General features: G+C 56.9%; 21 protein-coding genes and 3 tRNA genes. 18 read left to right on the top strand and 6 right to left on the bottom strand.

What is annotated here, in order from left to right; all coding sequences use genetic code 11:
- Positions 1–11: 11 nt before the first annotated feature.
- Complete coding sequence (gene asd, locus ACOKCT_RS04455; protein ID WP_159340232.1) at positions 12–980, bottom strand: archaetidylserine decarboxylase; 969 nt, start codon at positions 978–980, stop codon at positions 12–14.
- A 98-nt stretch (positions 981–1,078) separates the two neighbouring features.
- Complete coding sequence (rsgA, locus tag ACOKCT_RS04460; protein WP_168191995.1) at positions 1,079–2,131, bottom strand: small ribosomal subunit biogenesis GTPase RsgA; 1,053 nt, start codon at positions 2,129–2,131, stop codon at positions 1,079–1,081.
- A gap of 107 nt (positions 2,132–2,238) precedes the next feature.
- On the opposite strand from rsgA, the gene orn reads away from it, so the two are divergent.
- The 4 genes from orn (at position 2,239) to ACOKCT_RS04480 (ending at position 3,384) form a co-directional block, all read left to right on the top strand.
- Positions 2,239–2,784 carry an oligoribonuclease gene (gene orn / locus ACOKCT_RS04465; protein ID WP_039028434.1) on the top strand — a complete coding sequence of 182 codons (546 nt, stop codon included), beginning with the start codon at positions 2,239–2,241 and terminating at the stop codon, positions 2,782–2,784.
- 189 nt (positions 2,785–2,973) lie between these two features.
- Positions 2,974–3,049 (top strand) — tRNA-Gly (locus tag ACOKCT_RS04470).
- Positions 3,050–3,200: 151 nt separating this feature from the next.
- A tRNA-Gly gene (locus ACOKCT_RS04475) sits at positions 3,201–3,276 on the top strand.
- A gap of 32 nt (positions 3,277–3,308) precedes the next feature.
- Positions 3,309–3,384, top strand: a tRNA-Gly gene (locus ACOKCT_RS04480).
- A 270-nt stretch (positions 3,385–3,654) separates the two neighbouring features.
- On the opposite strand, the gene queG is transcribed toward ACOKCT_RS04480, so the two are convergent.
- A complete protein-coding gene (gene queG / locus ACOKCT_RS04485; protein WP_103177961.1) occupies positions 3,655–4,794 on the bottom strand; it encodes a tRNA epoxyqueuosine(34) reductase QueG in 1,140 nt (379 codons plus the stop codon).
- Here queG and nnr point away from each other — a divergent pair.
- From nnr to hflC, 9 genes are all read left to right on the top strand, one after another.
- A complete protein-coding gene (nnr, locus tag ACOKCT_RS04490) occupies positions 4,793–6,319 on the top strand; it encodes a bifunctional ADP-dependent NAD(P)H-hydrate dehydratase/NAD(P)H-hydrate epimerase (protein WP_420193194.1) in 1,527 nt (508 codons plus the stop codon). The two genes, queG and nnr, sit on opposite strands and share 2 nt — an antisense overlap.
- Positions 6,312–6,773 (top strand): tRNA (adenosine(37)-N6)-threonylcarbamoyltransferase complex ATPase subunit type 1 TsaE, encoded by a 462-nt coding sequence (tsaE, locus tag ACOKCT_RS04495; RefSeq protein ID WP_103177963.1) that lies wholly within the window; start codon positions 6,312–6,314, stop codon positions 6,771–6,773. Before nnr ends, tsaE begins: the two co-directional genes overlap by 8 nt.
- A 16-nt stretch (positions 6,774–6,789) precedes the next feature.
- Positions 6,790–8,124 (top strand): N-acetylmuramoyl-L-alanine amidase AmiB, encoded by a 1,335-nt coding sequence (gene amiB, locus ACOKCT_RS04500; protein WP_263951581.1) that lies wholly within the window; start codon positions 6,790–6,792, stop codon positions 8,122–8,124.
- A 9-nt stretch (positions 8,125–8,133) separates the two neighbouring features.
- Entirely contained in the window at positions 8,134–9,981 is a 1,848-nt protein-coding gene (gene mutL, locus ACOKCT_RS04505; RefSeq protein WP_103177965.1) for a DNA mismatch repair endonuclease MutL, read from the top strand.
- A complete protein-coding gene (gene miaA, locus ACOKCT_RS04510) occupies positions 9,974–10,924 on the top strand; it encodes a tRNA (adenosine(37)-N6)-dimethylallyltransferase MiaA (protein WP_103177966.1) in 951 nt (316 codons plus the stop codon). The genes mutL and miaA overlap by 8 nt, the downstream gene beginning before the upstream one ends.
- An 85-nt stretch (positions 10,925–11,009) precedes the next feature.
- Complete coding sequence (hfq, locus tag ACOKCT_RS04515) at positions 11,010–11,318, top strand: RNA chaperone Hfq (protein WP_032616179.1); 309 nt, start codon at positions 11,010–11,012, stop codon at positions 11,316–11,318.
- 77 nt (positions 11,319–11,395) lie between these two features.
- Positions 11,396–12,676, top strand: coding sequence for a ribosome rescue GTPase HflX (hflX, locus tag ACOKCT_RS04520; protein ID WP_103177967.1), 1,281 nt, complete (start codon positions 11,396–11,398; stop codon positions 12,674–12,676).
- Between the two features lie 116 nt (positions 12,677–12,792).
- Complete coding sequence (hflK, locus tag ACOKCT_RS04525; RefSeq protein ID WP_103177968.1) at positions 12,793–14,049, top strand: FtsH protease activity modulator HflK; 1,257 nt, start codon at positions 12,793–12,795, stop codon at positions 14,047–14,049.
- Between the two features lie 2 nt (positions 14,050–14,051).
- Complete coding sequence (gene hflC / locus ACOKCT_RS04530; RefSeq protein WP_103177969.1) at positions 14,052–15,053, top strand: protease modulator HflC; 1,002 nt, start codon at positions 14,052–14,054, stop codon at positions 15,051–15,053.
- A 41-nt stretch (positions 15,054–15,094) separates the two neighbouring features.
- On the opposite strand, the gene ACOKCT_RS04535 is transcribed toward hflC, so the two are convergent.
- Complete coding sequence (locus tag ACOKCT_RS04535) at positions 15,095–15,385, bottom strand: hypothetical protein (protein ID WP_103177970.1); 291 nt, start codon at positions 15,383–15,385, stop codon at positions 15,095–15,097.
- 360 nt (positions 15,386–15,745) lie between these two features.
- On the opposite strand from ACOKCT_RS04535, the gene ACOKCT_RS04540 reads away from it, so the two are divergent.
- From ACOKCT_RS04540 to rlmB, 4 genes are all read left to right on the top strand, one after another.
- Entirely contained in the window at positions 15,746–17,044 is a 1,299-nt protein-coding gene (locus ACOKCT_RS04540) for an adenylosuccinate synthase (protein WP_039028486.1), read from the top strand.
- A 201-nt stretch (positions 17,045–17,245) separates the two neighbouring features.
- Positions 17,246–17,671 carry a nitric oxide-sensing transcriptional repressor NsrR gene (gene nsrR / locus ACOKCT_RS04545; protein WP_032616184.1) on the top strand — a complete coding sequence of 142 codons (426 nt, stop codon included), beginning with the start codon at positions 17,246–17,248 and terminating at the stop codon, positions 17,669–17,671.
- Positions 17,672–17,709: 38 nt separating this feature from the next.
- Positions 17,710–20,151, top strand: coding sequence for a ribonuclease R (gene rnr, locus ACOKCT_RS04550; protein WP_156653768.1), 2,442 nt, complete (start codon positions 17,710–17,712; stop codon positions 20,149–20,151).
- Between the two features lie 64 nt (positions 20,152–20,215).
- Positions 20,216–20,947: a 23S rRNA (guanosine(2251)-2'-O)-methyltransferase RlmB gene (gene rlmB, locus ACOKCT_RS04555; protein WP_039028446.1), complete on the top strand. Its 732-nt coding sequence runs from the start codon at positions 20,216–20,218 to the stop codon at positions 20,945–20,947.
- 87 nt (positions 20,948–21,034) lie between these two features.
- Here the strand turns inward: rlmB and ACOKCT_RS04560 are convergent, their stop codons facing one another.
- A complete protein-coding gene (locus tag ACOKCT_RS04560; RefSeq protein ID WP_103177972.1) occupies positions 21,035–22,324 on the bottom strand; it encodes an MFS transporter in 1,290 nt (429 codons plus the stop codon).
- Between the two features lie 182 nt (positions 22,325–22,506).
- On the opposite strand from ACOKCT_RS04560, the gene ACOKCT_RS04565 reads away from it, so the two are divergent.
- The gene (locus ACOKCT_RS04565; RefSeq protein WP_159340438.1) at positions 22,507–24,129 is read left to right on the top strand and encodes an isovaleryl-CoA dehydrogenase; all 1,623 of its coding nucleotides are present in this window, start codon (positions 22,507–22,509) and stop codon (positions 24,127–24,129) included.
- 3 nt (positions 24,130–24,132) lie between these two features.
- Here the strand turns inward: ACOKCT_RS04565 and ACOKCT_RS04570 are convergent, their stop codons facing one another.
- Complete coding sequence (locus ACOKCT_RS04570) at positions 24,133–26,058, bottom strand: methyl-accepting chemotaxis protein (RefSeq protein WP_159340439.1); 1,926 nt, start codon at positions 26,056–26,058, stop codon at positions 24,133–24,135.
- Positions 26,059–26,082: the final 24 nt, after the last annotated feature.

Consider the following 26,082-nt stretch of genomic DNA (forward strand, 5'->3'; position numbering starts at 1 on the left):
TTACCTTTTGCTTAGCTTACGTCTTTTTTATCGTCGACCAGTGGGCTGGCTTCGTGTTCGGCGGCAATCTCTTCTGCTGGCAGTGGCGCAGGCTCTGCATCCGTGGTGACGAAGGGCTCTGTTGATACCGCCAGCGGCTGGCCGAGCTTGGTCACGGACAGACTTTCAAGCTGCTCTACCAGCTTCACTTTACCCTGCGCAAACAGGTTGATAACGGTGGAGCCGAGCTTGAAGCGGCCCATTTCCTGACCTTTAAGCAGCGCCACGGAACCTTCGCTTTCGCCCGCAGGCCACGTCCAGCGTTTGATGATCCCTTCACGCGGCGGCGTAATGGTGCCCGCCCAGACCGTTTCGATGCTGCCGACAATGGTCGCACCCACCAGAATTTGCGCCATTGGGCCAAACTCGGTGTCGAACAGGCAGATAACGCGCTCGTTACGGGCAAACAGGTTCGGTACGTTTTGCGCGGTGAGGTGGTTAACCGAGAAGAGATCGCCCGGTACGTAGATCATCTCGCGCAGGATACCGTTGCACGGCATATGCACGCGGTGGTAGTCACGTGGCGACAGGTAGGTGGTAGCAAAGGTCCCGTTGCGGAACAGATCCGCCATCAGGTAGTTACCGGCCAGCAGGGCTTCCAGGCTGTAGTTGTGGCCTTTAGCCTGCAAAATTTTGTCGTTTTCGATAGCACCCAACTGGCTGATCACGCCGTCGGCAGGCATTACCAGCACGTTCGGGTCAGTGTTCAGGGGGCGTACTTCATCGCGCAGTGGGCGGACGAAGAAATCGTTGAAGGTGCGGTAGCTTGCCGTATCCGGCTTCTGCGCTTCCTGCATATCGACCTTGTAATATTTCACGAACAGATCGATTACCAGCTTAGTCAGCCAGCCCGCTCGTTTGCTTGCGCCCCAGCCCGCCAGGCGAGTGAGCCACAGTTTCGGCAGAATGTATTGAAGCGAAAGTTTAAATGAGTTTAACAAGGTAGCCTCCAGGCCATTGTTTTGTCGTTCCTGAGCCGGCTGTTAAACAGCCGGAACCTGAAAAAAGGGGACGATTTTAGCGACGCTTAGCTTAGTTGTCAGTCATCAGATTCAGAAAAGCTTTTACGCGTTTTTACCTGAGCCATGCTTTCGAGAATGCGGTGGTAGTTTTCAAAACGGGTTTCCGCAATTTCACCGTTTTCGACCGCTTCACGAATGGCGCAGCCCGGGTCGTTGTCATGCTTACAGTCGCGATATTTGCACGCGCCTAGGTAGTCGTGGAATTCGACAAAACCGTTAAAGATTTGTTCCGGTTCAAGATGCCAAAGACCAAATTCACGCACTCCAGGGGAGTCGATCACATCGCCGCCGTGCGGGAAGTGATAGAGGCGTGAAGCGGTAGTCGTGTGCTGGCCAAGACCGGAGGTGTCGGAGACATCGTTAGTCAGGATCTCCTGCGGCAAGCCAAGCAGATTATTCAGCAGGCTGGATTTGCCCACCCCGGACTGGCCCGCAAAAATGCTGATGCGGTCGGTCAACGCCTCTTCAAGCGGCTTCAGGCCATCCTGAGTGCGGCTTGAGACCATCAGTACGCGATAGCCAATCTTGCGATAGATATCCATCTGCTCGTTAACAAATGCGGTGCCTTCGGCGTCGAGCAGATCAATCTTATTCAGGACGATCAGCGGCTCAACCTGCAGGGTTTCACACGCGACGAGATAACGGTCGATAATGTTCAGCGACAGTTCGGGCAGAATGGCCGAGACAATGACAATCTGATCGATATTGGCGGCAATCGGTTTTACGCCGTCATAAAAGTCGGGGCGGGTTAATACCGACGAGCGCTCGTGCACGGCTTCGACGATACCTTTCACCGTCACGCCTTCAGCAGCGGCTTTACCGGGGCGCCATACCACGCGGTCACCGGTTACCAGCGAGCGGATGGTGCGACGAATATTGCAGCGGTGAACGTCGCCGTCGGCAGACTCTACATCAGCATGCATACCGAAGCGGCTAATCACGATGCCTTCCGCGGGCTCGCCAAACAGGTTGTCGTCGTAGTCGACCTTCTCTGAAGTGGTTTTAAGGCGGCGCTGATGGTTGGCTTTAACGCGGCGCTGCTGCCCTTTGGAGAGTTTATTTTTACTCAATCGTGCTGGCTCCTGGTCGCCCATATTGGGCAAAACCTCTATGATACACACTAATTAATAGTAGTTAACCTGCCACGGCCGGTTATGCGAGAAGGGTGGAAAATAACATGAGTGCAGATGAAAACAATCTGATTTGGATCGATCTGGAGATGACCGGGCTCGATCCTGAGCGCGATCGCATTATTGAGATCGCCACGCTGGTCACTGACGCGAACCTGAATATCCTGGCGGAAGGGCCGACCATTGCCGTGCACCAGTCCGACGAACAGCTGGCGCTGATGGATGACTGGAACGTGCGCACCCACACCGGCAGCGGGCTGGTGGATCGCGTGAAAGCCAGCACCCAGGGCGACCGCGAAGCCGAGCTGGCGACAATCGAATTTCTGAAGCAGTGGGTACCGCAGGGAAAATCACCGATTTGTGGCAACAGCATCGGCCAGGATCGCCGCTTCCTGTTTAAGTACATGCCGGAGCTCGAAGCGTATTTCCACTACCGTTACCTGGACGTCAGCACCCTGAAAGAGCTGGCGCGTCGCTGGAAGCCGGAAATTCTCGACGGCTTTAAGAAGCAGGGCACCCACCAGGCCATGGATGATATCCGTGAGTCGGTGGCGGAGCTGGCCTACTACCGCGAACATTTTATTAATTTATAAGCGATCTTTCCGGCAGGCGTGCGCCTGCCGGGGTATAACGCTTTAAATCTGCACAATGTGACGAATATTGCAGCACTTGAACTAAATTTATAAAAAAACGCTTTTTGGGGGGTTGCAGCAGAAAGGATTTCTCGTATAATGCGCCTCCCGTAACGACAGAGAATTCATCGTTACGACAGCACAGATTTTGCGGGAATAGCTCAGTTGGTAGAGCACGACCTTGCCAAGGTCGGGGTCGCGAGTTCGAGTCTCGTTTCCCGCTCCAAATCTGTTTGCTGAGAAGTAAGACCACCAATCGCAGGATTTCAGGTTGCAACAAGGCGGCAACTGAACGAATCCTTAGAAGCTTACTAAAGTAAGTGACTAAGGTGAGTGAAGGCAGCCAACGCAGTGGCGGCTTGAAAGACGAAGATTAAGCGGGAATAGCTCAGTTGGTAGAGCACGACCTTGCCAAGGTCGGGGTCGCGAGTTCGAGTCTCGTTTCCCGCTCCAAAATTTGTTCGCAAAGAAGTAACACCACCCAAGCGGGAATAGCTCAGTTGGTAGAGCACGACCTTGCCAAGGTCGGGGTCGCGAGTTCGAGTCTCGTTTCCCGCTCCAAATTTTTTCTCCTCCTCCAGATATCCACCGCGGAAAGCCCCGCCGGGGACGACTTGTTTCATTTCTGACAAACTCTTCTTAACAGACTTATCCACAGGTTAATCTCTTTTTACCGAATATTCAGAAACTTCGCCTGATGAATAGTAACGTTTTAATGTATTGAAATTTATAAAGAAAATTTCATTTCAAAATGTTAGCTCGATCACTTGACCAATAGCCAGAACCAGACTCTCTCTGCCTTTTAATTTTTATTCACAGGCTGTGGAAACATCATGCATCTCTCGGAAGCCCTTTTTCGACGACCCTTACCAGCCTGAGTTTCTGCGGAGATTGCACCTCAACCACGCAGGCATTTCGTTTGGCGATTTGCTGCGCAACCGCCCACTCTATGTGTTCATCGAGAAGTGGGTGCTCACCTCGGCGACTTTCCAGCGCCCGGAGATTGGCTTCATCCCAGGGGGCATTTCCCAGCGCAACGGCGATATTACGCAACCAGCGCAGGTGACCAATACGGCGAATCGCCGATCCTTCCGTCACTTTCAAGAACCAGGCTTCGCTCCAGGCAAACAGCTCTGTCAGCGGCGGCGCGTGTAACGCCTTGCGCGGGCTGAAGTCGTCCTCTTCCGTTAGCTGTGAATAACGATTCCACGGGCAGATCAGCTGACAATCATCGCAGCCGTAAATGCGATTGCCGATTAACGGCCGAAACTCTTCCGGGATCGCCCCTTCCAGTTCAATGGTCAGGTAGGAGATGCAGCGGCGGGCATCGACGGTATAAGGCTCGACAATGGCACCGGTAGGGCAGATGGTCATACAGGCCACACAGCGGCCACAGCCTTCTTCGACCGGCTTATCCACCGGCAGGGGAAGATCAATCAGCAGTTCTCCGAGGAAGAAGAACGACCCGGCGTCGCGGCTGAGGATAAGTGAGTGCTTACCTGTCCAGCCGAGCCCGGCTTTTTCCGCCAGCGGGCGCTCAAGAACAGGCGCAGAATCGACAAAAGGTCTAAAATTCAGCGTGGCGCACTGCTCCTGAATCATTTCCCCAAGCTTTTTGAGCCGGTTACGCAACAGTTTATGATAGTCACGCCCCAGGGCATAACGGCTGACATACCCCAGAGAGGGGTTCTTCAGCGTACTGGCAAAAGCGGCTCCGGTGGGAAGGTAGTTCATACGCACGCTGATCACGCGCAGGGTTCCCGGCAACAGTTCATGCGGGCGGGCGCGCATCATGCCGTGACGCGCCATCCACTCCATCTCGCCGTGGTATTGATTATCCAGCCATGCCTGCAGTTTGGGCTCGCTGGCAGAGAGATCGGTATCGGTGATACCCACGTGTTGAAAACCAAGCTCAGCGCCCCACTGTTTAATGTTTTGCGCTAACTGATTGAGATCGAGGGGCTGTGACATGACGGACCATACTGTGAAGAAAAACCCCGCAAGTATACCACACTCTGTCTGGCCCGCGGACGACCTGCGGCGCGCCGAAAAAGAGGCGGCAGACAGTCTGGGCATTACCCTTTATGAACTGATGCGGCGTGCGGGTGAGGCAGCGTTCACCGTTGCCCGTACCGCTTACCCGCAATCCCGCCACTGGCTCATCCTGTGCGGTCATGGCAATAACGGCGGTGATGGCTATGTTGTCGCCCGGCTGGCGATTGCCGCAGGCATTACCGTTACGCTGCTGGCGACAGAGAGCGACAAACCGCTTCCGGAAGAGGCCACAGACGCGCGGCAAGCCTGGCTGGATGCGGCAGGGATTATCCACGCTGCGGATACCCCCTGGCCGGAAGGCATCGACCTCATCGTTGACGGCCTTCTGGGAACAGTTTTGCGCAGCGCGCCTCGCGACGAGGTCGCCGGATTGATCGCCCACGCTAACCAGCATGCGGCCCCCATCGTTGCGCTGGATATTCCCTCCGGGCTGGTTGCTCAGACGGGCACCACGCCAGGCGCGGTCATAAATGCCGACCATACGGTGACGTTTATTGCCCTTAAACCGGGCCTGTTGACCGGTAAAGCGCGCGATGTGGTGGGCACGTTGCATCATCACGCGCTTGGGCTGGAGGGCTGGCTCGCCGGGCAGGAGACCGCCATCACCCGCTTTGATGCCTCGCATCTGGCGCAGTGGTTGCCGCCACGCCGTCCAACTTCCCATAAGGGCGATCATGGCCGGCTGGTGATTATCGGCGGCGACCATGGCACAGCGGGCGCTATTCGCATGACCGGCGAAGCGGCACTGCGCACGGGGGCTGGGCTGGTGCGCGTCCTGACCCGCCGCGAAAATATTGCCCCGATCGTTACCGCCCGGCCTGAACTGATGGTGCATGAACTGACGCCGAAGGCGCTGGATGACAGTCTGCAATGGGCCGATGTGGTGGTGATTGGCCCCGGTCTCGGTCAGGAGCCGTGGGGGAAGGAGGCACTACGCAAGGTCGAAAACTTTCGCCATGCGATGCTATGGGACGCTGACGCGCTGAACCTTCTGGCAATCAATCCGGATAAACGTCACAATCGCATCCTGACGCCGCACCCCGGCGAGGCCGCGCGGCTGCTTAACTGTAGCGTTGCAGAAATTGAAAGCGATCGCTTACATTCTGCCCAGCGTCTGGTAAAACGTTACGGTGGTGTTGTGGTGTTGAAAGGCGCCGGTACCGTCGTCGCCAGCGAGAGCGGAGAGACAGGCATCGTGGATGTCGGCAATGCCGGAATGGCGAGCGGCGGCATGGGCGACGTGCTTTCCGGTATTATTGGCGCGTTGCTTGGACAGAAACTGGCGCTTTATGATGCCGCCTGCGCAGGCTGCGTCGCGCATGGTGCAGCTGCCGATCGGCTGGCTGGCCACTATGGTACGCGCGGCATGCTGGCAACCGATCTTTTTGACACGCTAAGGCGTGTCGTTAACCCGAAAATAACTGACGTAGAAAATGATTAATCGCGTGATCCCTTTACCCGACGAACAAGCAACTTTAGATCTCGGCCAGCGCGTGGCGCAGGCCTGCGAGGGCGCAACAGTCATCTATCTGTATGGCGACCTTGGCGCGGGTAAGACCACCTTTAGCCGGGGCTTCTTACAGGCGCTGGGACATCAGGGTAATGTGAAAAGCCCGACCTACACGCTGGTCGAGCCCTACACCCTGGAAAACCTGATGGTCTACCACTTCGATCTCTATCGCCTTGCCGATCCTGAAGAGCTGGAATTTATGGGGATCCGTGACTACTTTGCCAACGATGCCATTTGCCTGGTCGAGTGGCCGCAGCAGGGGACCGGTGTTTTACCTGAACCCGATGTTGAAATTCACCTGGAGTATCAGGCGCAAGGGCGTGAAGCCCGCGTGACTGCTCTCTCCGCATCAGGAAATTCGATACTGGCGCGTTTAGCCGGTTAAGTTAAGAGATAACGGGATGATTAATCGCGTTAAAAGCTGGCTGATAGCTGCAACGGTGCTGTTTTGCGCACAGGCCGGGGCGGCAACCTTGTCCGATATTCAGGTTTCCAACGGAGACACTCAGGCCCGGATCACCTTCAGCTTTATGGGCGATCCTGAGTATGCGTTTTCGCAGGACGATAGGCGCAGCGTCGCGCTGGATATTAAACAGACCGGCGTTATCAAGGGGCTGCCGTTACAGTTCAGCGGCAACAACCTGGTGCGCAGCATTCGTTCCGGTACGCCAAAAGATGCGCAATCCCTGCGTCTGGTGGTGGATTTAACGCAAAACGGCAAGACCCGGGCGGTGAAGCAACAAAACGGGGCGAACTATATGGTGGTCTTTACCATCAACGCCGATGCACCACCGCCGCCTCCGCCGCCACCGGTCGTGGTCAAGCGGGTGGAAGAGCCTGTCGTTGCACCGCGCCCTTCGGAGCCCGCACGAAATCCGTTTAAATCCGGCAGCGATCGTATTACCAGCGTCACCAGTAGCAACACGGTGACCCGTCCCGCGGTGCAGGCGCGCCCGGCAAGCGGCGATAAAGTTATTATCGCCATCGATGCTGGACACGGTGGCGATGATCCTGGCGCCATCGGGCCGGGGGGAACGCGTGAGAAAAACGTGACCATCGCCATTGCCCGTAAGCTGCGGACCTTGCTGAACGACGACCCGATGTTTAAAGGCGTGTTAACCCGTGACGGTGACTATTTTATCTCGGTCATGGGCCGTTCTGACGTGGCGCGTCAGCAGAATGCCAATTTCCTGGTCTCAGTGCATGCCGATGCAGCTCCCAACCGCAACGCGACGGGGGCGTCCGTATGGGTACTTTCCAACCGTCGCGCCAACAGCGAAATGGCAAACTGGCTTGAGGAACATGAAAAGCAATCCGAGCTGTTAGGCGGGGCGGGCGACGTGCTGGCGAACAGCCAGTCGGATCCCTACCTGAGCCAGGCGGTACTGGATTTACAGTTCGGCCATTCCCAGCGTGTCGGGTATGATGTAGCGACTAACGTCCTGAATCAGCTGCAAAGTGTCGGTTCCCTGCATAAGCGCCGCCCGGAACATGCCAGCCTCGGCGTGCTGCGTTCGCCGGATATTCCGTCCATTCTCGTGGAGACGGGCTTCATCAGTAATAACGGTGAAGAGCGCCTGCTGGCCAGTGACAGCTACCAGCAGCAGATTGCCGAAGCGATTTATAAAGGCCTGCGTAAGTACTTTGATGCGCATCCGCTCCAGTCTGCCCCACAGGGTGTCGCGGGGCAGACCGCCAGCGCCATGTTACCGGGCGAGTCAACCTCGACCAATTAAGGAGCTATCATGCCGATTCAGGTTCTGCCGCCGCAGCTTGCGAACCAAATCGCCGCCGGTGAGGTGGTAGAACGACCTGCGTCGGTAGTGAAAGAGCTGGTGGAAAACAGCCTTGATGCGGGCGCCACCCGCATCGATATCGATATCGAACGCGGCGGAGCGAAGCTCATCCGGATCCGTGATAACGGCTGCGGCATCAAAAAAGAGGAGCTGGCGCTGGCGCTGGCTCGTCACGCAACCAGCAAAATCGCCTCCCTCGACGATCTCGAAGCCATTATCAGCCTCGGTTTCCGCGGCGAAGCGCTGGCCAGTATCAGCTCCGTCTCCCGCTTAACGCTCACCTCCCGCACGGCGGAACAGCCGGAGGCCTGGCAGGCTTATGCCGAAGGCCGGGATATGGACGTGACGGTCAAACCTGCTGCGCATCCGGTGGGAACGACGCTGGAGGTGCTGGATCTCTTCTACAACACCCCCGCGCGGCGCAAGTTTATGCGCACCGAGAAAACCGAATTTGGCCATATCGACGAGATTATTCGCCGCATCGCCCTGGCGCGCTTCGATGTCACCATCAATCTGAGCCATAACGGCAAGATGATGCGCCAGTATCGCGCCGTGGCGCAGGGCGGGCAGAAAGAGCGCCGGTTGGGTGCCATCTGCGGTACGCCGTTTTTGGAAAAGGCGCTGGCCATTGAGTGGCAGCATGGCGATCTGACCCTGCGTGGTTGGGTGGCCGATCCGAAAGCGAGCAGCGCGGCTTTTGCAGAGATCCAGTATTGCTACGTGAACGGACGCATGATGCGTGACCGTCTTATCAACCATGCGATCCGCCAGGCGTGCGAGGATAAACTCGGTGCCGGTGAGCAGCCCGCTTTTGTGCTCTATCTGGAGATCGACCCGCACCAGGTGGATGTCAATGTCCATCCGGCGAAACATGAGGTGCGTTTTCACCAGTCCCGGCTGGTGCATGACTTCATCTACCAGGGGGTGCTGAGCGTATTGCAGCAGCAGGCCGAACCGAGCCTGCCGTTGAGCGAAGAGGTGCCTGCGCCGCGTCAAATCCCGGAGAACCGCATCGCGGCGGGTAGAAACCAGTTCGCTGAGCCCGCTGTGGCGCGGGAACCTGCCGCACCGCGTTTCTCGTCTGGCGGATCAGCTTCCCGGGCGTCCGGGGCGAATTATCCACATGCCCAGCCGGGCTACCAGAAGCAGGCAGGCGCGGTGTATCGCACCTTGCTGGACACCCCGGCTCCGGCACAAAAAACGGCTGAGGCTGCTCCCACAGCACCTGCCCTGATGGGCCATAACCAGAGTTTTGGTCGGGTGCTGACCATCATAGCACCCGATGCCGCGCTGCTTGAGCAGGACGGTCATCTGGCGCTGTTATCCCTGCCGGTCGCCGAACGCTGGCTGAAACAGGCGCAGCTGGCGCCCGGTCCCCATCAGGCCTGCGCCCAGCCGCTGTTGATCCCGGTGCGGATTAAAATCTCGCCGCAGGAGACGCAGGTGGTGCAGCGTCATCAGGCTGCCCTTGCTGAAATGGGTATCGAAATGGTGCTGGAATCGCATCATGTGACGCTTCGTGCCGTGCCTTTACCCTTACGCCAACAAAATTTACAAAACTTGATTCCTGAACTGATAGGCTACCTGGCGCAGCAGACAACGTTTGATGCCGCCAATACTGCACAGTGGATCGCCCGCCAGCTGGCCAGCGATCACCCAGCGTGGAGTATGGCGCAGGCTATCACCGTGCTGGCGGAGGTTGAACGCCTCTGCCCGCAGCTGGTGAAGGCTCCGCCGGGTGGTTTATTACAACCTGTTGATTTACAAACGGCTAAGGCCGCCCTGAAAAATGAGTGATGTAAGCAATACCCGCCTGCCTAAGGCGATATTTTTGATGGGGCCAACGGCCTCGGGTAAAACCGCGTTAGCCATTGAGTTACGTAAAGTTTTGCCAGTAGAGTTGATTAGCGTTGATTCCGCCCTTATTTATCAGGGGATGGATATTGGTACGGCAAAGCCTAACGCAGACGAGTTGCGCGCGGCGCCGCACCGATTGCTGGACATCCTTGACCCGGCGCAGGCTTATTCGGCGGCTGATTTTCGTCGCGATGCGCTGGCGCATATGGCTGAGATCACAGCAGCAGGGCGTATCCCGCTGCTGGTGGGCGGAACAATGCTCTATTTCAAAGCGTTACTGGAAGGGTTGTCGCCGTTACCTTCGGCAGACCCGGCCATTAGAGCAAAGATTGAGCATCAGGCAGCAGAGCAGGGATGGGGCGCACTGCATGCGCAGCTGGCAGAAATTGATCCGGTTGCGGCAGCACGTATTCATCCAAATGATCCGCAAAGGCTTTCCCGGGCACTGGAAGTTTTTTTCATTTCGGGTAAAACTTTAACGGAACTGACGCAAACGTCAGGAGAGGCTCTGCCGTATCAGGTGCATCAGTTCGCCATCGCCCCGGCGAGCCGTGAACTGCTCCATCAGCGAATTGAGCAGCGTTTTCATCAGATGTTGGCTTCAGATTTTGAAGCAGAAGTGCGGGCGCTATTTGCCCGTGGAGATTTGCATACGGATATGCCTTCCATTCGTTGTGTGGGTTATCGCCAGATGTGGTCATACATTGAAGGTGAGATTTCGCATGATGAAATGGTTTATCGAGGTATTTGCGCCACGAGACAGTTAGCGAAGCGCCAGATTACCTGGTTGCGCGGTTGGGAGGGAGTTCACTGGTTAGACAGTGAAAAACCGCAACAGGCGTTACACGATGTATTACAGGTTGTTGGTGATATCGCAGACTGAATGTGTACAATTAAGCCGTATCGTGCGCAATTTTTCAGAATCGCAAGGTTCTAAGTACAAAACAAGCATATAAGGAAAAGATAGAATGGCTAAGGGGCAATCTTTACAAGATCCGTTCTTGAACGCACTGCGTCGGGAACGTGTTCCAGTTTCTATTTATTTGGTGAATGGTATTAAGCTGCAAGGTCAGATTGAATCTTTCGATCAGTTCGTGATCCTGTTGAAAAACACGGTCAGCCAGATGGTTTATAAGCACGCGATTTCTACTGTTGTTCCGTCTCGCCCGGTATCTCATCACAGCAATAACGCTGGCGGCGGTTCCAGTAACTACCATCATGGCAGCAACGCGCAGGGTTCTTCTGCGCCTGCGCAGGACAGCGAAGAGACCGAATAAGGTTACTGGCTGTTATTTCCATATCGGGGAGCCAGGTTTTCTGCGTTCCCCGCTGATCTTTTTTGAGAGGTTTACGCTTGTTTGACCGTTACGATGCCGGTGAGCAGGCGGTGCTGGTACACATCTATTTTTCGCAAGACAAAGATATGGAAGATCTCCAGGAGTTTGAATCTCTGGTCTCTTCCGCCGGTGTCGAAGCAATGCAGGTGATTACCGGTAGCCGTAAAGCGCCGCACCCAAAGTTTTTTGTTGGTGAAGGTAAAGCAGTAGAGATTGCGGATGCCGTAAAAGCGACTGGCGCATCGGTCGTGCTGTTTGATCACGCCCTGACACCGGCCCAGGAACGCAACCTGGAACGTCTGTGCGAATGTCGTGTTATCGATCGGACGGGTTTGATTTTAGACATTTTTGCCCAACGTGCACGTACCCATGAAGGGAAATTGCAGGTTGAGCTGGCGCAGTTGCGCCATCTGGCGACGCGCCTGGTGCGTGGCTGGACACACCTTGAACGGCAAAAGGGCGGGATTGGTTTGCGCGGCCCGGGTGAAACCCAGCTTGAAACCGACCGTCGCTTGCTGCGTGGCCGTATTACCCAAATCCTCTCTCGGCTGGAAAAAGTTGAGAAGCAACGTGAGCAGGGGCGCCGCTCCCGACAGAAAGCAGACATCCCGACGGTGTCGCTGGTCGGTTATACCAACGCCGGTAAATCCACCCTGTTTAACCAGATTACTGAGGCCCAGGTTTACGCCGCAGACCAGCTGTTTGCGACCCTGGATCCGACGCTGCGCCGCATTGATGTGACGGATGTCGGAGAAACCGTGCTGGCGGATACCGTTGGGTTTATCCGTCATCTGCCGCACGATCTGGTGGCCGCGTTTAAAGCCACCCTGCAGGAGACCCGTCAGGCGACGTTGCTGTTGCACGTTATCGACGCTGCGGATGTACGCGTTCAGGAAAATATTGATGCAGTGAATATCGTGCTGGAAGAGATTGATGCCCACGAGATCCCGACGCTGCTGGTGATGAACAAGATCGATATGCTGGACAATTTCGAACCGCGTATCGACAGGGATGAAGAGAACATACCGATTCGGGTCTGGCTTTCTGCGCAGACCGGTGTCGGTGTACCACTGCTTTTCCAGGCTTTAACAGAACGTCTTTCCGGTGAAGTGGCTCAGCACACGCTGCGTCTGCCACCCGAGGAAGGCCGACTGCGCAGCCGTTTTTATCAGCTTCAGGCGATAGAAAAAGAGTGGATGGAGGATGACGGCAGCGTGGGGTTGCAGGTGCGTATGCCAATCGTCGACTGGCGTCGCCTCTGTAAACAAGAACCTGCGCTGGTCGACTACGTCGTCTGACCGGAAAGGAGATGCCTGAAGGATTTTGCCCTTTGGGATACCCGAACCGCTGCGAATGCTCCGGCATGCCAGGCGTTTGAGGGTATATCACCGCATAACAAATATGGAGCACATACATGGCGTGGAATCAGCCCGGTAATAACGGACAAGACCGCGACCCGTGGGGGAGCAGCAATAATCAAGGCGGCAACTCCGGGGGAAATGGCAACAAAGGTGGTCGCGAGCAGGGGCCACCCGATCTGGATGATATCTTCCGCAAGCTGAGCAAAAAGCTGGGCGGACTCGGCGGTGGTAAAGGCACTGGCGGCGGTACTGGCCAGGGGCCGCGTCCTCATATGGGCGGTCGTGTGGTGGGCATTGTTGCCGCAGCGGCGGTGATTATCTGGGCTGCCAGCGGGTTCTACACAATCAAAGAAGCCGAGCGCGGTGTTGTCACCCGTTTTGGCAAATTCAGCCATCTGGTTGAGCCAGGCCTGAACTGGAAGCCGACCTTTATCGATGACGTCACGGCGGTGAACGTTGAATCGGTACGCGAACTGGCGGCATCCGGCGTGATGCTGACGTCAGACGAAAACGTGGTGCGCGTTGAGATGAACGTGCAGTATCGTGTGACCGATCCTGAACGTTACCTCTTTAGCGTGACCAGCGCCGATGACAGCCTGCGTCAGGCGACCGACAGCGCCCTGCGTGGCGTGATCGGTAAATACACCATGGACCGCATTCTGACCGAAGGCCGTACCGTTATTCGTAGCGATACCCAGCGTGAGCTGGAAGAGACCATTCGTCCGTATAACATGGGTATCACCCTGCTGGACGTCAACTTCCAGGCTGCTCGTCCGCCGGAAGAGGTCAAAGCGGCGTTTGACGATGCGATTGCTGCCCGTGAAAACGAACAGCAGTACATCCGTGAGGCTGAAGCCTACACCAACGAAGTTCAGCCGCGTGCGAACGGTCAGGCACAGCGTATTCTGGAAGAGGCGCGAGCCTATAAGACCCAGACCGTGCTGGAAGCCCAGGGTGAGGTGGCTCGCTTTGCGAAAATCCTGCCGGAATATAAAGCCGCGCCGGAAATTACCCGTGAGCGTCTCTATATCGAAACCATGGAGAAAGTGCTGAGCCATACCCGTAAGGTGCTGGTCAATGACAGCAAAGGTGGCAACCTGATGGTTCTGCCGCTGGATCAGATGCTGAAAGGCGGTAACGCGCCGGCGACAAAAAATGACAACAGCGGTGCCAACAACCTGCTGCGTCTGCCACCTGCGTCTTCCGGAAACGCCAGCGCAAACACCCGCTCTTCTTCAAGCGATGGTGACATCATGGACCAACGCCGCGCCAACGCGCAGCGTAACGACTACCAGCGTCAGGGGGAATAACGATGCGTAAGTCAGTAATTGCGATCATTATTATCGTGCTGGTTGTGCTTTACACCTCAATTTTTGTGGTTAAAGAGGGCGAGCGTGGGATTAAATTCCAGTTCAGCAGCGTCGTGCGTGACGGCGACAAGCGTCCGGTCATTTATGAGCCAGGCCTGCACTTCAAAGTGCCGTTTATTCAGTCTGTGAAAACGCTTGATGCGCGTATCCAGACGATGGATAACCAGGCCGACCGTTTCGTGACTAAAGAGAAAAAAGACCTGATCGTTGACTCCTATATCAAGTGGCGTATCAGCGACTTCAGCCGTTACTTCCTGGCAACCGGCGGCGGCGACGTCTCTCAGGCCGAAGTGCTGCTGAAACGTAAGTTCTCTGACCGTCTGCGTTCTGAGATTGGTCGTCTGGATGTCCGGGACATCGTAACCGACTCCCGCGGTCGTCTGACCTCTGAAGTACGCGATGCGCTGAACTCCGGTTCTGCCGGCACGGAAGATGAAGTGACAACCCCAGCGGCTGACGATGCCATCGCCAAAGCGGCTGAACGCGTTCAGGCTGAAACCAACGGTAAAGTGGCGGTTATCAACCCGAACAGTATGGCGGCATTGGGTATCGAAGTGGTTGACGTGCGTATCAAGCAGATCAACCTGCCAACGGAAGTCTCTGAGGCGATCTACAACCGTATGCGTGCCGAGCGTGAAGCGGTAGCCCGTCGTCATCGTTCACAGGGTCAGGAAGAGGCTGAAAAGCTGCGTGCAACCGCAGACTATGAAGTGACCAAAACCCTGGCAGAAGCGGAGCGTCAGGGCCGTATCCTGCGCGGTGAAGGCGATGCCGAAGCGGCGAAGCTGTTTGCGGATGCCTTCAGCCAGGATCCAGACTTCTATGCCTTTATCCGTAGCCTGCGTGCCTACGAGAGCAGCTTCCAGAGCAATCAGGACGTTATGGTTCTCAGCCCGGATAGCGATTTCTTCCGCTATATGCGCTCGCCTACGACACCACGATAAGCAGCGTTAAAAATGGCGCCATAAGGCGCCATTTTTTTATCTTAATTACCCAGCAGCTTGCTAAACAGCCCGCCGATAACAGGCAGCGATCCCAGCGTAGACTCAATGGTATAGCCGACAGTCGAACCCACCGATTGACCTAATTTTTCGCCCAGAGTGGGAGCAATTTGCCCAAGGTTAATGTTACCGATCAGGGGAACATCCACGCTCAGCAGATCGCCTGCGGTGGTCCAGGCAAAGTTACCGATCTTGCCACCCAGCGAAGCGATGCCATCCTGCAACCAGCCCGCGCCGCTTACAGCTTCAATTTCTAAAAGAGTCAATTCTTTCATTTTCATCATCCTAATTAGTGTAATTACAACAACAACTCATATTTGAGATGCGGGCAAAGGGTGACAATTTTTAAAATAAGCGGCAAGGCCAGAATTTATGAATTTTTAACTTCACATACGGAATCATATAACCGCTCCGCCGGTAACCCGATAAAAGGCCTTTGTTAAAAAACTCACATCAATTTGCCAGGTGCTTCGCCATGATTAGTGATGTGATTCGTCTCGCTCCACAACATATTGAGGTAATCGTTTAACTGCGCATAAAGCAGTCCGTTTCGCCGAAATTTGTATACAAAAAAAGCTGAACATCATCAAAACCGATGGTAGAATCCATTTTTAAGCAATCGGTGATTTTGAAAAATGGGTAACAACGTCGTCGTACTGGGCACCCAATGGGGTGACGAAGGTAAAGGGAAGATCGTCGATCTTCTGACTGAACGTGCTAAGTTTGTTGTACGTTATCAGGGTGGTCACAACGCAGGCCATACTCTCGTAATCAACGGTGAAAAAACCGTCCTCCATCTTATTCCATCAGGCATTCTTCGTGACAATGTGACCAGCATCATCGGTAACGGTGTTGTGCTGTCTCCTGCTGCGCTGATGAAAGAGATGAAAGGTCTGGAAGACCGTGGCATCCCGGTTCGCGAGCGTCTGCTGCTCTCTGAAGCCTGTCCGCTGATCCTCGACTACCACGTTGCGCTGGATCTGGCGCGTGAAAAAGCACGCGGCGCGAAAGCGATCGGTACCACCGGCCGTGGTATCGGCCCGGCTTACGAAGATAAAGTCGCCCGTCGCGGTCTGCGTGTTGGCGATCTGTTCGATAAAGCCACCTTTGCTGAAAAACTGAAAGAGGTGATGGAATATCACAACTTCCAGCTGGTGAACTTCTACAAAGTTGACGCCGTTGACTACCAGAAAGTGCTGGATGACGTCATGGCGATCGCTGACATCCTGACCGGTATGGTTGTTGATGTATCCGATCTGCTGGACCAGGCGCGCAAGCGTGGCGATTTCGTCATGTTCGAAGGTGCGCAGGGTACGCTGCTGGATATCGACCACGGTACCTATCCATACGTAACCTCCTCCAACACCACCGCAGGTGGCGTGGCAACCGGCTCTGGCCTGGGTCCGCGTTATGTGGATTACGTTCTGGGCATCATCAAAGCTTACTCCACTCGCGTGGGTGCGGGTCCGTTCCCGACCGAACTGTTTGATGAAACCGGCGAGTTCCTGTGCAAGCAAGGTAACGAGTTTGGCGCGACCACCGGTCGTCGTCGTCGTACCGGCTGGCTGGATGCGGTTGCTGTGCGCCGTGCGGTGCAGATCAACTCCCTGTCTGGCTTCTGCCTGACCAAGCTGGACGTCCTGGATGGTCTGAAAGAGGTGAAAATCTGTGTTGCCTACCGTATGCCGGATGGCCGTGAAGTGACCACCACTCCACTGGCCGCTGACGACTGGCAGGGCATTGAGCCGATCTACGAAACCATGCCAGGCTGGTCTGAAACCACCTTTGGCGTGAAAGAGCGTAGCGGTCTGCCGCAGGCAGCGCTGGATTACATCCAGCGTATTGAAGAGCTGACCGGCGTGCCGATTGATATCATCTCTACCGGCCCGGATCGTTCTGAAACCATGATCCTGCGCGACCCGTTCGACGCATAATGAGGGTTTCGCCCGGCGGCGCTACGCTTGCCGGGCCTACAACACCCATCACAGGCCGGAAAGCGATGCGCATCCGGCTTTTTCGTTCTCCTTTCCCCCTTTCAGTTTAAATAAATTCGCCGTTGACTATCTGGCTGGTTTATCATCATTAATGAATATCTCTGCGGATATACCGCGTTTTACCCTTTTCCTGAGGTTGATGTGCAGTTAACAAGTTTCACCGATTACGGATTGCGTGCGCTGATTTACATGGCGTCGTTACCCGCTGGACAGATGACCAGTATCTCTGAGGTGACAGAGGTCTACGGTGTGTCCCGTAATCATATGGTCAAAATAATCAATCAACTTAGCCGAGCCGGATATGTTGCTGCCGTCCGCGGGAAAAATGGCGGCATCCGCCTCGGTAAACCGGCACAGAGTATTCGTGTTGGTGATGTGGTGCGCGAACTGGAGCCATTGTCTCTGGTGAACTGCAGCAGTGCGTTCTGCCACATTACCCCCGCCTGTCGACTGAAACAGGCGCTTTCAAAGGCTGTGCAAAGTTTTCTCATGGAACTGGATAACTACACGCTGGCCGATTTGGTTGAAGAGAATCAACCGCTATATAAATTATTGCTGGTGGAATGAAGAAAACGTCCACCGGAGATGACAACGGAGGAACCGCTATGTCACAAGATCCTTTCCAGGAACGCGAAGCCGAAAAATACGCGAACCCTATCCCCAGCCGCGAGTTCATCATTGAACACCTCACAAAACGTGAAAAACCTGCCAACCGTGAAGAACTTGCCGCTGAACTGAACATTGAAGGCGAAGAGCAAATTGAAGCCCTTCGCCGCCGCCTTCGCGCAATGGAGCGCGACGGACAACTCGTCTTTACCCGCCGTCAATGCTATGCCCTGCCGGAGCGTCTCGATCTGCTGAAAGGCATGGTAATTGGCCACCGTGATGGTTACGGCTTCCTGCGCGTCGAAGGCCGCAAGGACGACCTCTACCTCTCATCTGAACAGATGAAAATGTGCATTCACGGCGACCAGATCCTGGCCCAGCCGCTGGGTGCAGACCGCAAAGGGCGTCGTGAAGCGCGCGTTGTGCGTGTGCTGGTGCCAAAAACCAGCCAGATCGTAGGCCGCTACTTCACGGATGCCGGCGTGGGTTTTGTGGTGCCGGATGATAGCCGCCTGAGCTTTGACATCCTCATTCCGCCTGAAGAGGTGATGGGCGCGCGGATGGGCTTTGTGGTGGTGGTTGAGCTGACTCAGCGTCCAACCCGTCGTACCAAAGCGGTCGGTAAGATTGTGGAAGTGCTGGGCGATAACATGGGCACCGGCATGGCCGTGGATATGGCACTGCGCACCCATGAAATCCCCCACGTCTGGCCAAAAGCCGTTGAAGAGCAGGTTGAAGGGCTGAAAGAGCAGGTACCGGAGTCGGCAAAAGCGGGCCGCGTGGATCTGCGCAGCCTGCCGCTGGTCACCATTGATGGCGAAGACGCCCGTGACTTTGATGACGCCGTCTACTGTGAGAAAAAACGCGGCGGCGGCTGGCGTCTGTGGGTAGCGATTGCCGATGTGAGCTATTACGTCCGGACCGGTACGCCGCTGGATGGCGAAGCGCGTAACCGCGGCACCTCGGTCTACTTCCCGTCCCAGGTGGTACCGATGCTGCCGGAAGTGCTCTCCAACGGCCTGTGCTCGCTTAACCCGCAGGTTGACCGTCTCTGCATGGTTTGTGAAATGACCATCTCCAGCAAGGGGCGTTTAACCGGCTACAAATTCTATGAAGCGGTGATGAGTTCACATGCGCGCCTGACCTATACCAAAGTGTGGCATATGCTGCAGGGGGATCGGGATCTGCGTGAACAGTACGCTCCGCTGGTGAAGCACATCGAAGAGCTGCATAACCTCTATAAAGTGCTGGAGCAGGCGCGTGAAGAGCGCGGCGGGATCTCATTTGAGAGTGAAGAGGCGAAGTTCATCTTTAACGCTGAGCGTCGCATTGAGCGTATCGAACAGACCCAGCGTAACGATGCCCACAAGCTGATTGAAGAGTGCATGATCCTGGCGAACATCTCCGCGGCACGCTTCGTTGAGAAAGCCAAAGAGCCTGCGCTGTTCCGTATCCACGACAAACCGACCACCGAAGCTATTACCTCTTTCCGTACCGTACTGGCGGAGCTGGGTCTTGAGCTGCCGGGGGGCAACAAGCCGGAGCCGCGCGATTACGCCGAGCTGCTGGAATCGATTAGCGATCGCCCTGACGCGGAAATGCTGCAAACCATGCTGCTGCGTTCCATGAAGCAGGCAATTTACGATCCTGAGAACCGCGGCCACTTTGGTCTGGCGTTGCAGTCTTATGCGCACTTTACCTCGCCGATCCGCCGTTATCCGGATCTGTCACTGCACCGTGCCATTAAGTATCTGCTGGCACATGAGCAGGGCCACAAAGGCAACACGACCGAAACCGGGGGTTATCACTACTCCATGGAAGAGGTCCTGCAGCTGGGCCAACACTGTTCCATGACCGAACGCCGCGCTGATGAAGCGACGCGCGACGTGGCGGACTGGCTGAAGTGTGACTTTATGCTGGATCAGGTCGGGAACATCTTTAAGGGCGTGATTGCCAGCGTCACCGGTTTTGGCTTCTTTGTACGCCTTGATGAACTCTTTATCGATGGTCTGGTGCATGTCTCATCCCTGGATAACGACTACTACCGTTACGATCAGGTTGGGCAGCGCCTGACCGGCGAGTCCAGCGGCCAGACCTACCGTCTGGGCGATCGCGTGGAAGTGAAGGTCGAAGCCGTCAACATGGACGAGCGTAAGATTGATTTCAGCCTGATCTCCAGCGAACGCGCGCCACGTAACGTAGGTAAAACCGCGCGGGATAATGCGAAGAGAGGGGCCGCCGGAAAAACCAGCGGCAAACGCCGTCAGGCCGGTAAGCGGGTAAACTTCGAGCCGGACAGCGCCTTCCGTGGTGAGAAAAAACAAAAGCCGAAGGCCGCGAAGAAAGAAGCCAGAGCCGCCAAAAAACCGTCGGCCAAAACCCAAAAAATAGCTGCGGCGACCAAAGCGAAGCGCGCGGCAAAGAAAAAAGTGGCGGAGTAATTCTCCCCTGACCTTGATCCTCTCCCGGCAGGGAGAGGTGAACAGTAATTAATGAGAACCATCAATGAGTGAAATGATTTACGGCATCCACGCGGTGCAGGCCCTGCTGGAGCGCGCACCGGAGCGTTTTCAGGAAGTCTTTATTCTGAAAGGGCGTGAAGATAAACGCCTGATGCCGCTGATCCATGCCCTGGAAGCGCAGGGCGTGGTGATCCAGCTGGCGAACCGTCAGTACCTGGATGAGAAAAGCGAAGGGGCAGTACACCAGGGCATCATCGCCCGCGTGAAGCCGGGCCGCCAGTATCAGGAGAACGATCTGCCGGATCTGATCGCCGCGCTGGATAACCCGTTCTTCCTGATCCTCGACGGCGTGACCGATCCGCACAACCTCGGTGCCTGCCTGCGTAGCGCCGATGCGGCGGGCGTCCATGCGGTGATTGTGCCAAAAGATCGCTCCGCGCAGCTCAACGCGACGGCCAAAAAAGTGGCCTGCGGCGCGGCGGAGAACGTACCGTTGATCCGCGTGACCAACCTGGCGCGCACCATGCGTCAGTTACAGGAAGAGAACATCTGGATCGTCGGTACTGCGGGTGAGGCAGACCATACCCTGTTCCAGAGCAAAATGACCGGTCGTCTGGCGCTGGTGATGGGGGCGGAAGGTGAAGGCATGCGCCGTCTGACGCGGGAGCATTGCGACGAACTGATCAGCATTCCGATGGCGGGCAGCGTCTCGTCCCTGAACGTTTCCGTAGCAACCGGCATCTGCCTGTTCGAAGCGGTACGCCAGCGCGGGTAGTCTGTTGTGCCCGGTGGCGCTGCGCTTACCGGGCCCACGGTCCGTGCTGTTGTAGGCCGGGTAAGGCGAAGCCGCCACCCGGCACTATCACTCCTCCAGCGACCGCAAATGGTCATCCTTCTTAAGCGTCATCAGCGCCACAATACTCACCACCGCCGTGACCATCACGTAATAGGCCGGAATATCCAGGTTCCCCGTCTCTTTTATCAGCCCGGTAATGATTAGCCCCGCACAGCCCGAGAAGATGGCGTTCGACAGCGAATAGGCCAGCCCCAGTCCGGTATAGCGCACCCTGGTCGGGAACATCTCTGACAGCATGGCCGGGCCTGGCCCTGCCAGCATCCCCACCAGGCCACCGGCAATCAGCACCACTATCGCTTTCACCGCCAGGGTGCTGGACTCCGCCTGCAAAATTTTCAGCAGCGGCAGGGCAAGAATCAGCAGCAGCGCGGCGGCGATAACCATCACCGTGCGGCGTCCGATGCGGTCGCTGAGGATCCCCGATGGGATAATGGTCAGCGCAAAACCGATATTGGAGATGACCGCAATCAGCAGCGCCTGGTTAAAGCCCGTATGCAGGGCCGATTGCAGGTAGGCGGGCATGATCACCAGATAGGTATAGCCGGCGGCAGACCACACCATCACCCGGCCAATTCCCATCCCGATGGCTTTCAGCGTGTCGCTGGTGCGCGCCTTCACGGCCACCGGTTTGGTTTGTTGCTTCACGAAGCTGGGCGTCTCTTCCATGCTCACCCGCAGCCACAGGGCCACCGCCCCCAGCGGCAGGGCGATAAAGAAGGGAATGCGCCAGCCCCAGTCGTGCAGGGCGTCTGGCGTCAGCAGCGCGGAGAGCAGCGCCACAATGCCCGCGCCGGCCAGCAGACCCAGCGCGACGGTAAAGGACTGCCATGCGCCGTAGAGCCCACGTTTACCGCGCGGGGCGAACTCGGTCATCAGCGACACCGCACCGCCATACTCTCCCCCGGCGAAAAGCCCCTGCAGGATCCGCAGACCGGTGATGATGAGCGGGGCGGCAATGCCGATGCTGGCATAGACCGGCACGATGCCGATTGCCGCGGTTGCCAGGGTCATCATCACCAGCACGATAATCAGTGTGGGTTTGCGGCCGATGCGATCGCCAATCCGGCCAAATATGATGGCCCCCAGCGGACGAAAGAAGAAGGCGATGGCGAAAGAGGCGTAGGTGAGGATCAGGCTGGTCAGTCCCGCCTCACCGCTGAGCTGAAAGAAGTTCTTCGCGATCACGGTGGCGAGAAAGCCGTACACCGCAAATTCGTACCATTCGATGAAATTACCAATTGAGCCAGCAATTAAAGCGCGTTTATGGGCATCCGGCGCCCGTTGAGTGGTTTGCATCGTCATCTCTCCATGAGGGTAAGAATAAATTATTCACCATAACAAACGATAAGAAATTTATTATTCGTTCATTGTGTGACCAGATTCACGCTTGAGCGTGGCGATATTGTGCGCCCGCTGCTGTGCAGCGCCTGCCCGGTTTGTCCATACTTATTCCATTGCCATAGAAGGAGGGATACGTTATGCACTGGCAGACGCACACTGTTTTTAATCAGCCTGCGCCACTCACCAACAGCAACCTGTTTCTTTCCGATCGCGCGCTGTGTGAAGCGGTCAATCGTGAAGGTGCCGACTGGGACGCCGGGCTGCTCGCCAGCATCGGTCAACAGCTGGGTACGGCAGAATCCCTGGAGCTTGGCCGCCTGGCCAACGCCAATCCCCCTGAACTGCTGCGCTATGATGCCAGCGGAACCCGGCTGGATGATGTGCGCTTCCATCCCGCCTGGCACCTGCTGATGCAGGGGCTTTGTGCCAACCGGGTACATAACCTGGCGTGGGAGGAGGAGGCGCGAAAAGGGGCCTTCGTGGCCCGGGCGGCACGTTTTATCCTCCATGCGCAGGTTGAGGCCGGCACGCTTTGCCCCATCACCATGACCCACGCCGCTACGCCGCTTTTGCAGCAGGCGCTACCGCGCGCGTTTCACGACTGGCTGGCGCCGTTACTGAGCGACCGGTATGACTCGCATCTGGCGCCGGGTAACCAGAAGCGCGGCCTGCTTATCGGGATGGGAATGACGGAAAAGCAGGGCGGATCGGATGTTCTCAGCAACACCACCCGGGCAGAACGCTGCGGCGACGGGAGTTATCGGCTGGTGGGGCATAAGTGGTTTTTCTCGGTGCCGCAAAGCGATGCCCACCTGGTGCTGGCGCAGGCCAAAGGCGGCCTGTCGTGCTTCTTCGTCCCCCGTTTTCTGCCCGACGGTCTGCGCAATGCCGTGCATCTGGAGCGCCTGAAAGAGAAGCTGGGTAACCGCTCGAACGCCAGCAGCGAAGCCGAGTTCCTCGATGCCACCGGCTGGCTGCTGGGCGAAGAGGGGGAAGGGGTGCGCCAGATCCTGAAGATGGGCGGCCTCACCCGTTTCGACTGCGCGCTCGGCAGCCACGGCCTGATGCGCCGGGCCTTCTCGGTGGCGTTGTACCATGCCCACCAGCGGCAGACTTTTGGCAAAAACCTGATCGACCAGCCGCTGATGCGCGATGTGTTAAGCCGCATGGCGCTCCAGCTGGAGGGGCAGACGGCGCTCTTGTTCCGCCTCGCGCGGGCCTGGGATCGCCGGGACAATGAACACGAAGCCCTGTGGGCGAGGCTGTTTACTCCGGCCGCGAAACTGGCGATCTGCAAAGCGGGGATACCCTTCGTCGCCGAAGCGATGGAGGTTCTTGGCGGCATTGGCTATTGCGAAGAGAGCGAGCTGCCGCGCCTGTACCGTGAGATGCCGGTTAACAGCATCTGGGAAGGCTCGGGCAATATCATGGGGCTGGACGTGCTGCGGGTGCTGGCGAAGCAGCCTGGCGTGATCGATCTGCTCTTGGCAGATTTTGCCGAGGTTAAAGGTCAGGATCGTCATTTCGATCGCAGCTGGCGGCAGCTTCAGCAAAAACTGCGTAAACCGCAGGAGGCGCAGGGCAGAGAGATCGCCCGGCAGATTTACCTGCTGGGCGCAGGGGCGCAGATGCTGCGCCACGCTTCTCCGCCACTGGCGCAGGCCTGGTGCCGTGAAATGCTCGACGCCCGTGGCCGATCGTTGCTCAGCGAGCAGGTCCAGGACGACCTGCTGCTGCGCGCCACGGGCGGCGTGGCCTGATCCTTACAGGCGGAACAGGCTGACCAGCTCGGTCAGGTGTGAACCCTTCTCCCGCAGGGTTTGCGCCGTCTGTTCGCTGCGTGAGACGCGGTCGGCGTTGATATGCGACGCTTCGCCGATATGGGTCATCGCCAGATTCACCTGACCGATACCCGCCGACTGCTCGTGGGAGGCATGGTTAATCTCGGTTACCAGCGCCTTGATGTTATCGATGTGCGCGATGATGCTCTCCATCGCCTGGCGGGTCTGCTCCGACAGGGCGTGGCCTTCGCTCACCTTGCTGAGCGTATCGCCAATCAGCTGCTCAATCTCCTTCACCGCGTTGGCGCTGCGCGCTGCGAGGGCGCGGACCTCCTGGGCTACCACGGCGAAGCCTTTACCGTGCTCGCCCGCCCGGGCGGCTTCGACGGCGGCGTTGAGCGCCAGAATATTGGTCTGGAAGGCGATCCCCTCAATCACCCGGGTAATGGCTTCGATACGTTTCGATGCCTCGCGAATATCATCCATGGTGGAGACAGCATTGCTGACGGTCTTCCCGCCCTGGTGCACCGCCCGGGAGGTTTCGCCGACCAGATGCTGGGTCTGCTCCATATTGGCGGCGTTCTGCTGCACGGTGGCCGCCAGCTGCTCCATACTGGCGGATGTCTCCTCCACGCTGCTGGCCTGCTTATTGATCTGCTCGGAGATCTCGCCGGTATCCGCCGCCAGGGCGTTGGTCCCCAGATGAATATCGCCCGCAGCTTCCCGCACCTGGAGCACGATTTTTTGCAGCCCGCCGCCAATGCCGTTGATGGCGCCGATCAACTGACCTACCTCATCCTGACGGGTGGCGGGCAGGGTGGCGCGCAGATCGCCTGCGGCATACTGTTCGGCCAGGCCAATCACATCGCGCAGCGGGCGCGTGAGCCAGCGGCGGATAATAAACACGAACAGCATGGCAAAGAGCGCGGAAAGCGCCACGCCCGCCAGCAGGAAGCGGTCGCGCATGTTGGTCACATCAGCCAGCAGTACGGTTTTATCCACCTCGCCCACAATCGTCCAGTTCCAGCCCGGTAGCGGTGTCCAGGCCATGATCAACGTGCGGCCATCAGCGCTCTGGCGTTCCAGAGTGCCGGATTGATCCCCCAGCAGCTGTTGCTGAACGGCGTTATCCCACTTCGGCAGCTCTCCCTCCTCTGCGCTATGGAACAGGTACTGGCCGTGGTTCTTGCCGTTACTGCGGTTCAGTACAAAGAAGTGACCGCTCTCGCCCAGACGGCGGCTAAGGATCTTCTCGCGCATGACGTTCCAGGAGTGGGTAATGTCGACCCCAACGAAGATAATGGCGATCACCTGCCCGCCCGCATCTTTTACCGGCTGGTACTGGGTGATATAGCGCTTACCGAACAGCAGGGCGAGGCCGCGATATACCTCGCCTTTGTTGACCACTTCCCATGCCGGGCTGGCATGGTCGAGTACCGTACCGATGGCCCGGTCGCCGTTCTCTTTACGCAGCGAGGTCGCCACGCGGACAAAATCGTCGCCGCTACGGACAAAGAGCGTAGAGATCGCGCCGGTGCGATTCAGAAAATCATCGGGGGTGGTGTTGTTCTCATGCAGTTCCGTATCGCCGCCTTTCAGCAGGGGGACGCTCTGGTCGTTGATGACGCGGGTCTGGCTGGCATCAATACTCAGCGGCTGCGGTAAAAAGGTGGTGAACAGGCGGGTGTAACTTTCTACCTCTTCGGTGAGGCTGGTATTGAACATCTGCACCATATCCACCACGCCGGTAGACTGGTTATGCAGGTCTTCTACGGCCAGCGATTCAAGTTTTTGACTGGCGTTGTAGCTCAGGAGAAAGGTGAAAAGTAAAAAGAGAGTGGCAACACTCAAGCCGGTAAGCAGCGATAGCTTTGTGCCCAGACCTGCACGGCGGAAAAAGTTGATCATAAATTGCTCATTGTTAAAAAGGTA

The organism is Leclercia sp. M-A074-M, assembly GCF_965195605.1.
Taxonomy (GTDB): domain Bacteria; phylum Pseudomonadota; class Gammaproteobacteria; order Enterobacterales; family Enterobacteriaceae; genus Enterobacter.

What these genes read in the sequence shown, in the direction of transcription:
- ACOKCT_RS04540 (WP_039028486.1), top strand. Translation starts at nt 15,746, where the DNA reads ATGGGTAACAACGTCGTCGTACTGGGCACCCAATGGGGTGACGAAGGT.
- tsaE (WP_103177963.1), top strand. Translation starts at nt 6,312, where the DNA reads ATGATTAATCGCGTGATCCCTTTACCCGACGAACAAGCAACTTTAGAT.
- miaA (WP_103177966.1), top strand. Translation starts at nt 9,974, where the DNA reads ATGAGTGATGTAAGCAATACCCGCCTGCCTAAGGCGATATTTTTGATG.
- nnr (WP_420193194.1), top strand. Translation starts at nt 4,793, where the DNA reads ATGACGGACCATACTGTGAAGAAAAACCCCGCAAGTATACCACACTCT.
- rlmB (WP_039028446.1), top strand. Translation starts at nt 20,216, where the DNA reads ATGAGTGAAATGATTTACGGCATCCACGCGGTGCAGGCCCTGCTGGAG.
- hfq (WP_032616179.1), top strand. Translation starts at nt 11,010, where the DNA reads ATGGCTAAGGGGCAATCTTTACAAGATCCGTTCTTGAACGCACTGCGT.
- ACOKCT_RS04565 (WP_159340438.1), top strand. Translation starts at nt 22,507, where the DNA reads ATGCACTGGCAGACGCACACTGTTTTTAATCAGCCTGCGCCACTCACC.
- hflK (WP_103177968.1), top strand. Translation starts at nt 12,793, where the DNA reads ATGGCGTGGAATCAGCCCGGTAATAACGGACAAGACCGCGACCCGTGG.
- hflC (WP_103177969.1), top strand. Translation starts at nt 14,052, where the DNA reads ATGCGTAAGTCAGTAATTGCGATCATTATTATCGTGCTGGTTGTGCTT.
- ACOKCT_RS04570 (WP_159340439.1), bottom strand. Translation starts at nt 26,058, where the DNA reads ATGATCAACTTTTTCCGCCGTGCAGGTCTGGGCACAAAGCTATCGCTG.
- orn (WP_039028434.1), top strand. Translation starts at nt 2,239, where the DNA reads ATGAGTGCAGATGAAAACAATCTGATTTGGATCGATCTGGAGATGACC.
- mutL (WP_103177965.1), top strand. Translation starts at nt 8,134, where the DNA reads ATGCCGATTCAGGTTCTGCCGCCGCAGCTTGCGAACCAAATCGCCGCC.
- rnr (WP_156653768.1), top strand. Translation starts at nt 17,710, where the DNA reads ATGTCACAAGATCCTTTCCAGGAACGCGAAGCCGAAAAATACGCGAAC.
- ACOKCT_RS04535 (WP_103177970.1), bottom strand. Translation starts at nt 15,385, where the DNA reads ATGAAAGAATTGACTCTTTTAGAAATTGAAGCTGTAAGCGGCGCGGGC.
- ACOKCT_RS04560 (WP_103177972.1), bottom strand. Translation starts at nt 22,324, where the DNA reads ATGCAAACCACTCAACGGGCGCCGGATGCCCATAAACGCGCTTTAATT.
- queG (WP_103177961.1), bottom strand. Translation starts at nt 4,794, where the DNA reads ATGTCACAGCCCCTCGATCTCAATCAGTTAGCGCAAAACATTAAACAG.
- amiB (WP_263951581.1), top strand. Translation starts at nt 6,790, where the DNA reads ATGATTAATCGCGTTAAAAGCTGGCTGATAGCTGCAACGGTGCTGTTT.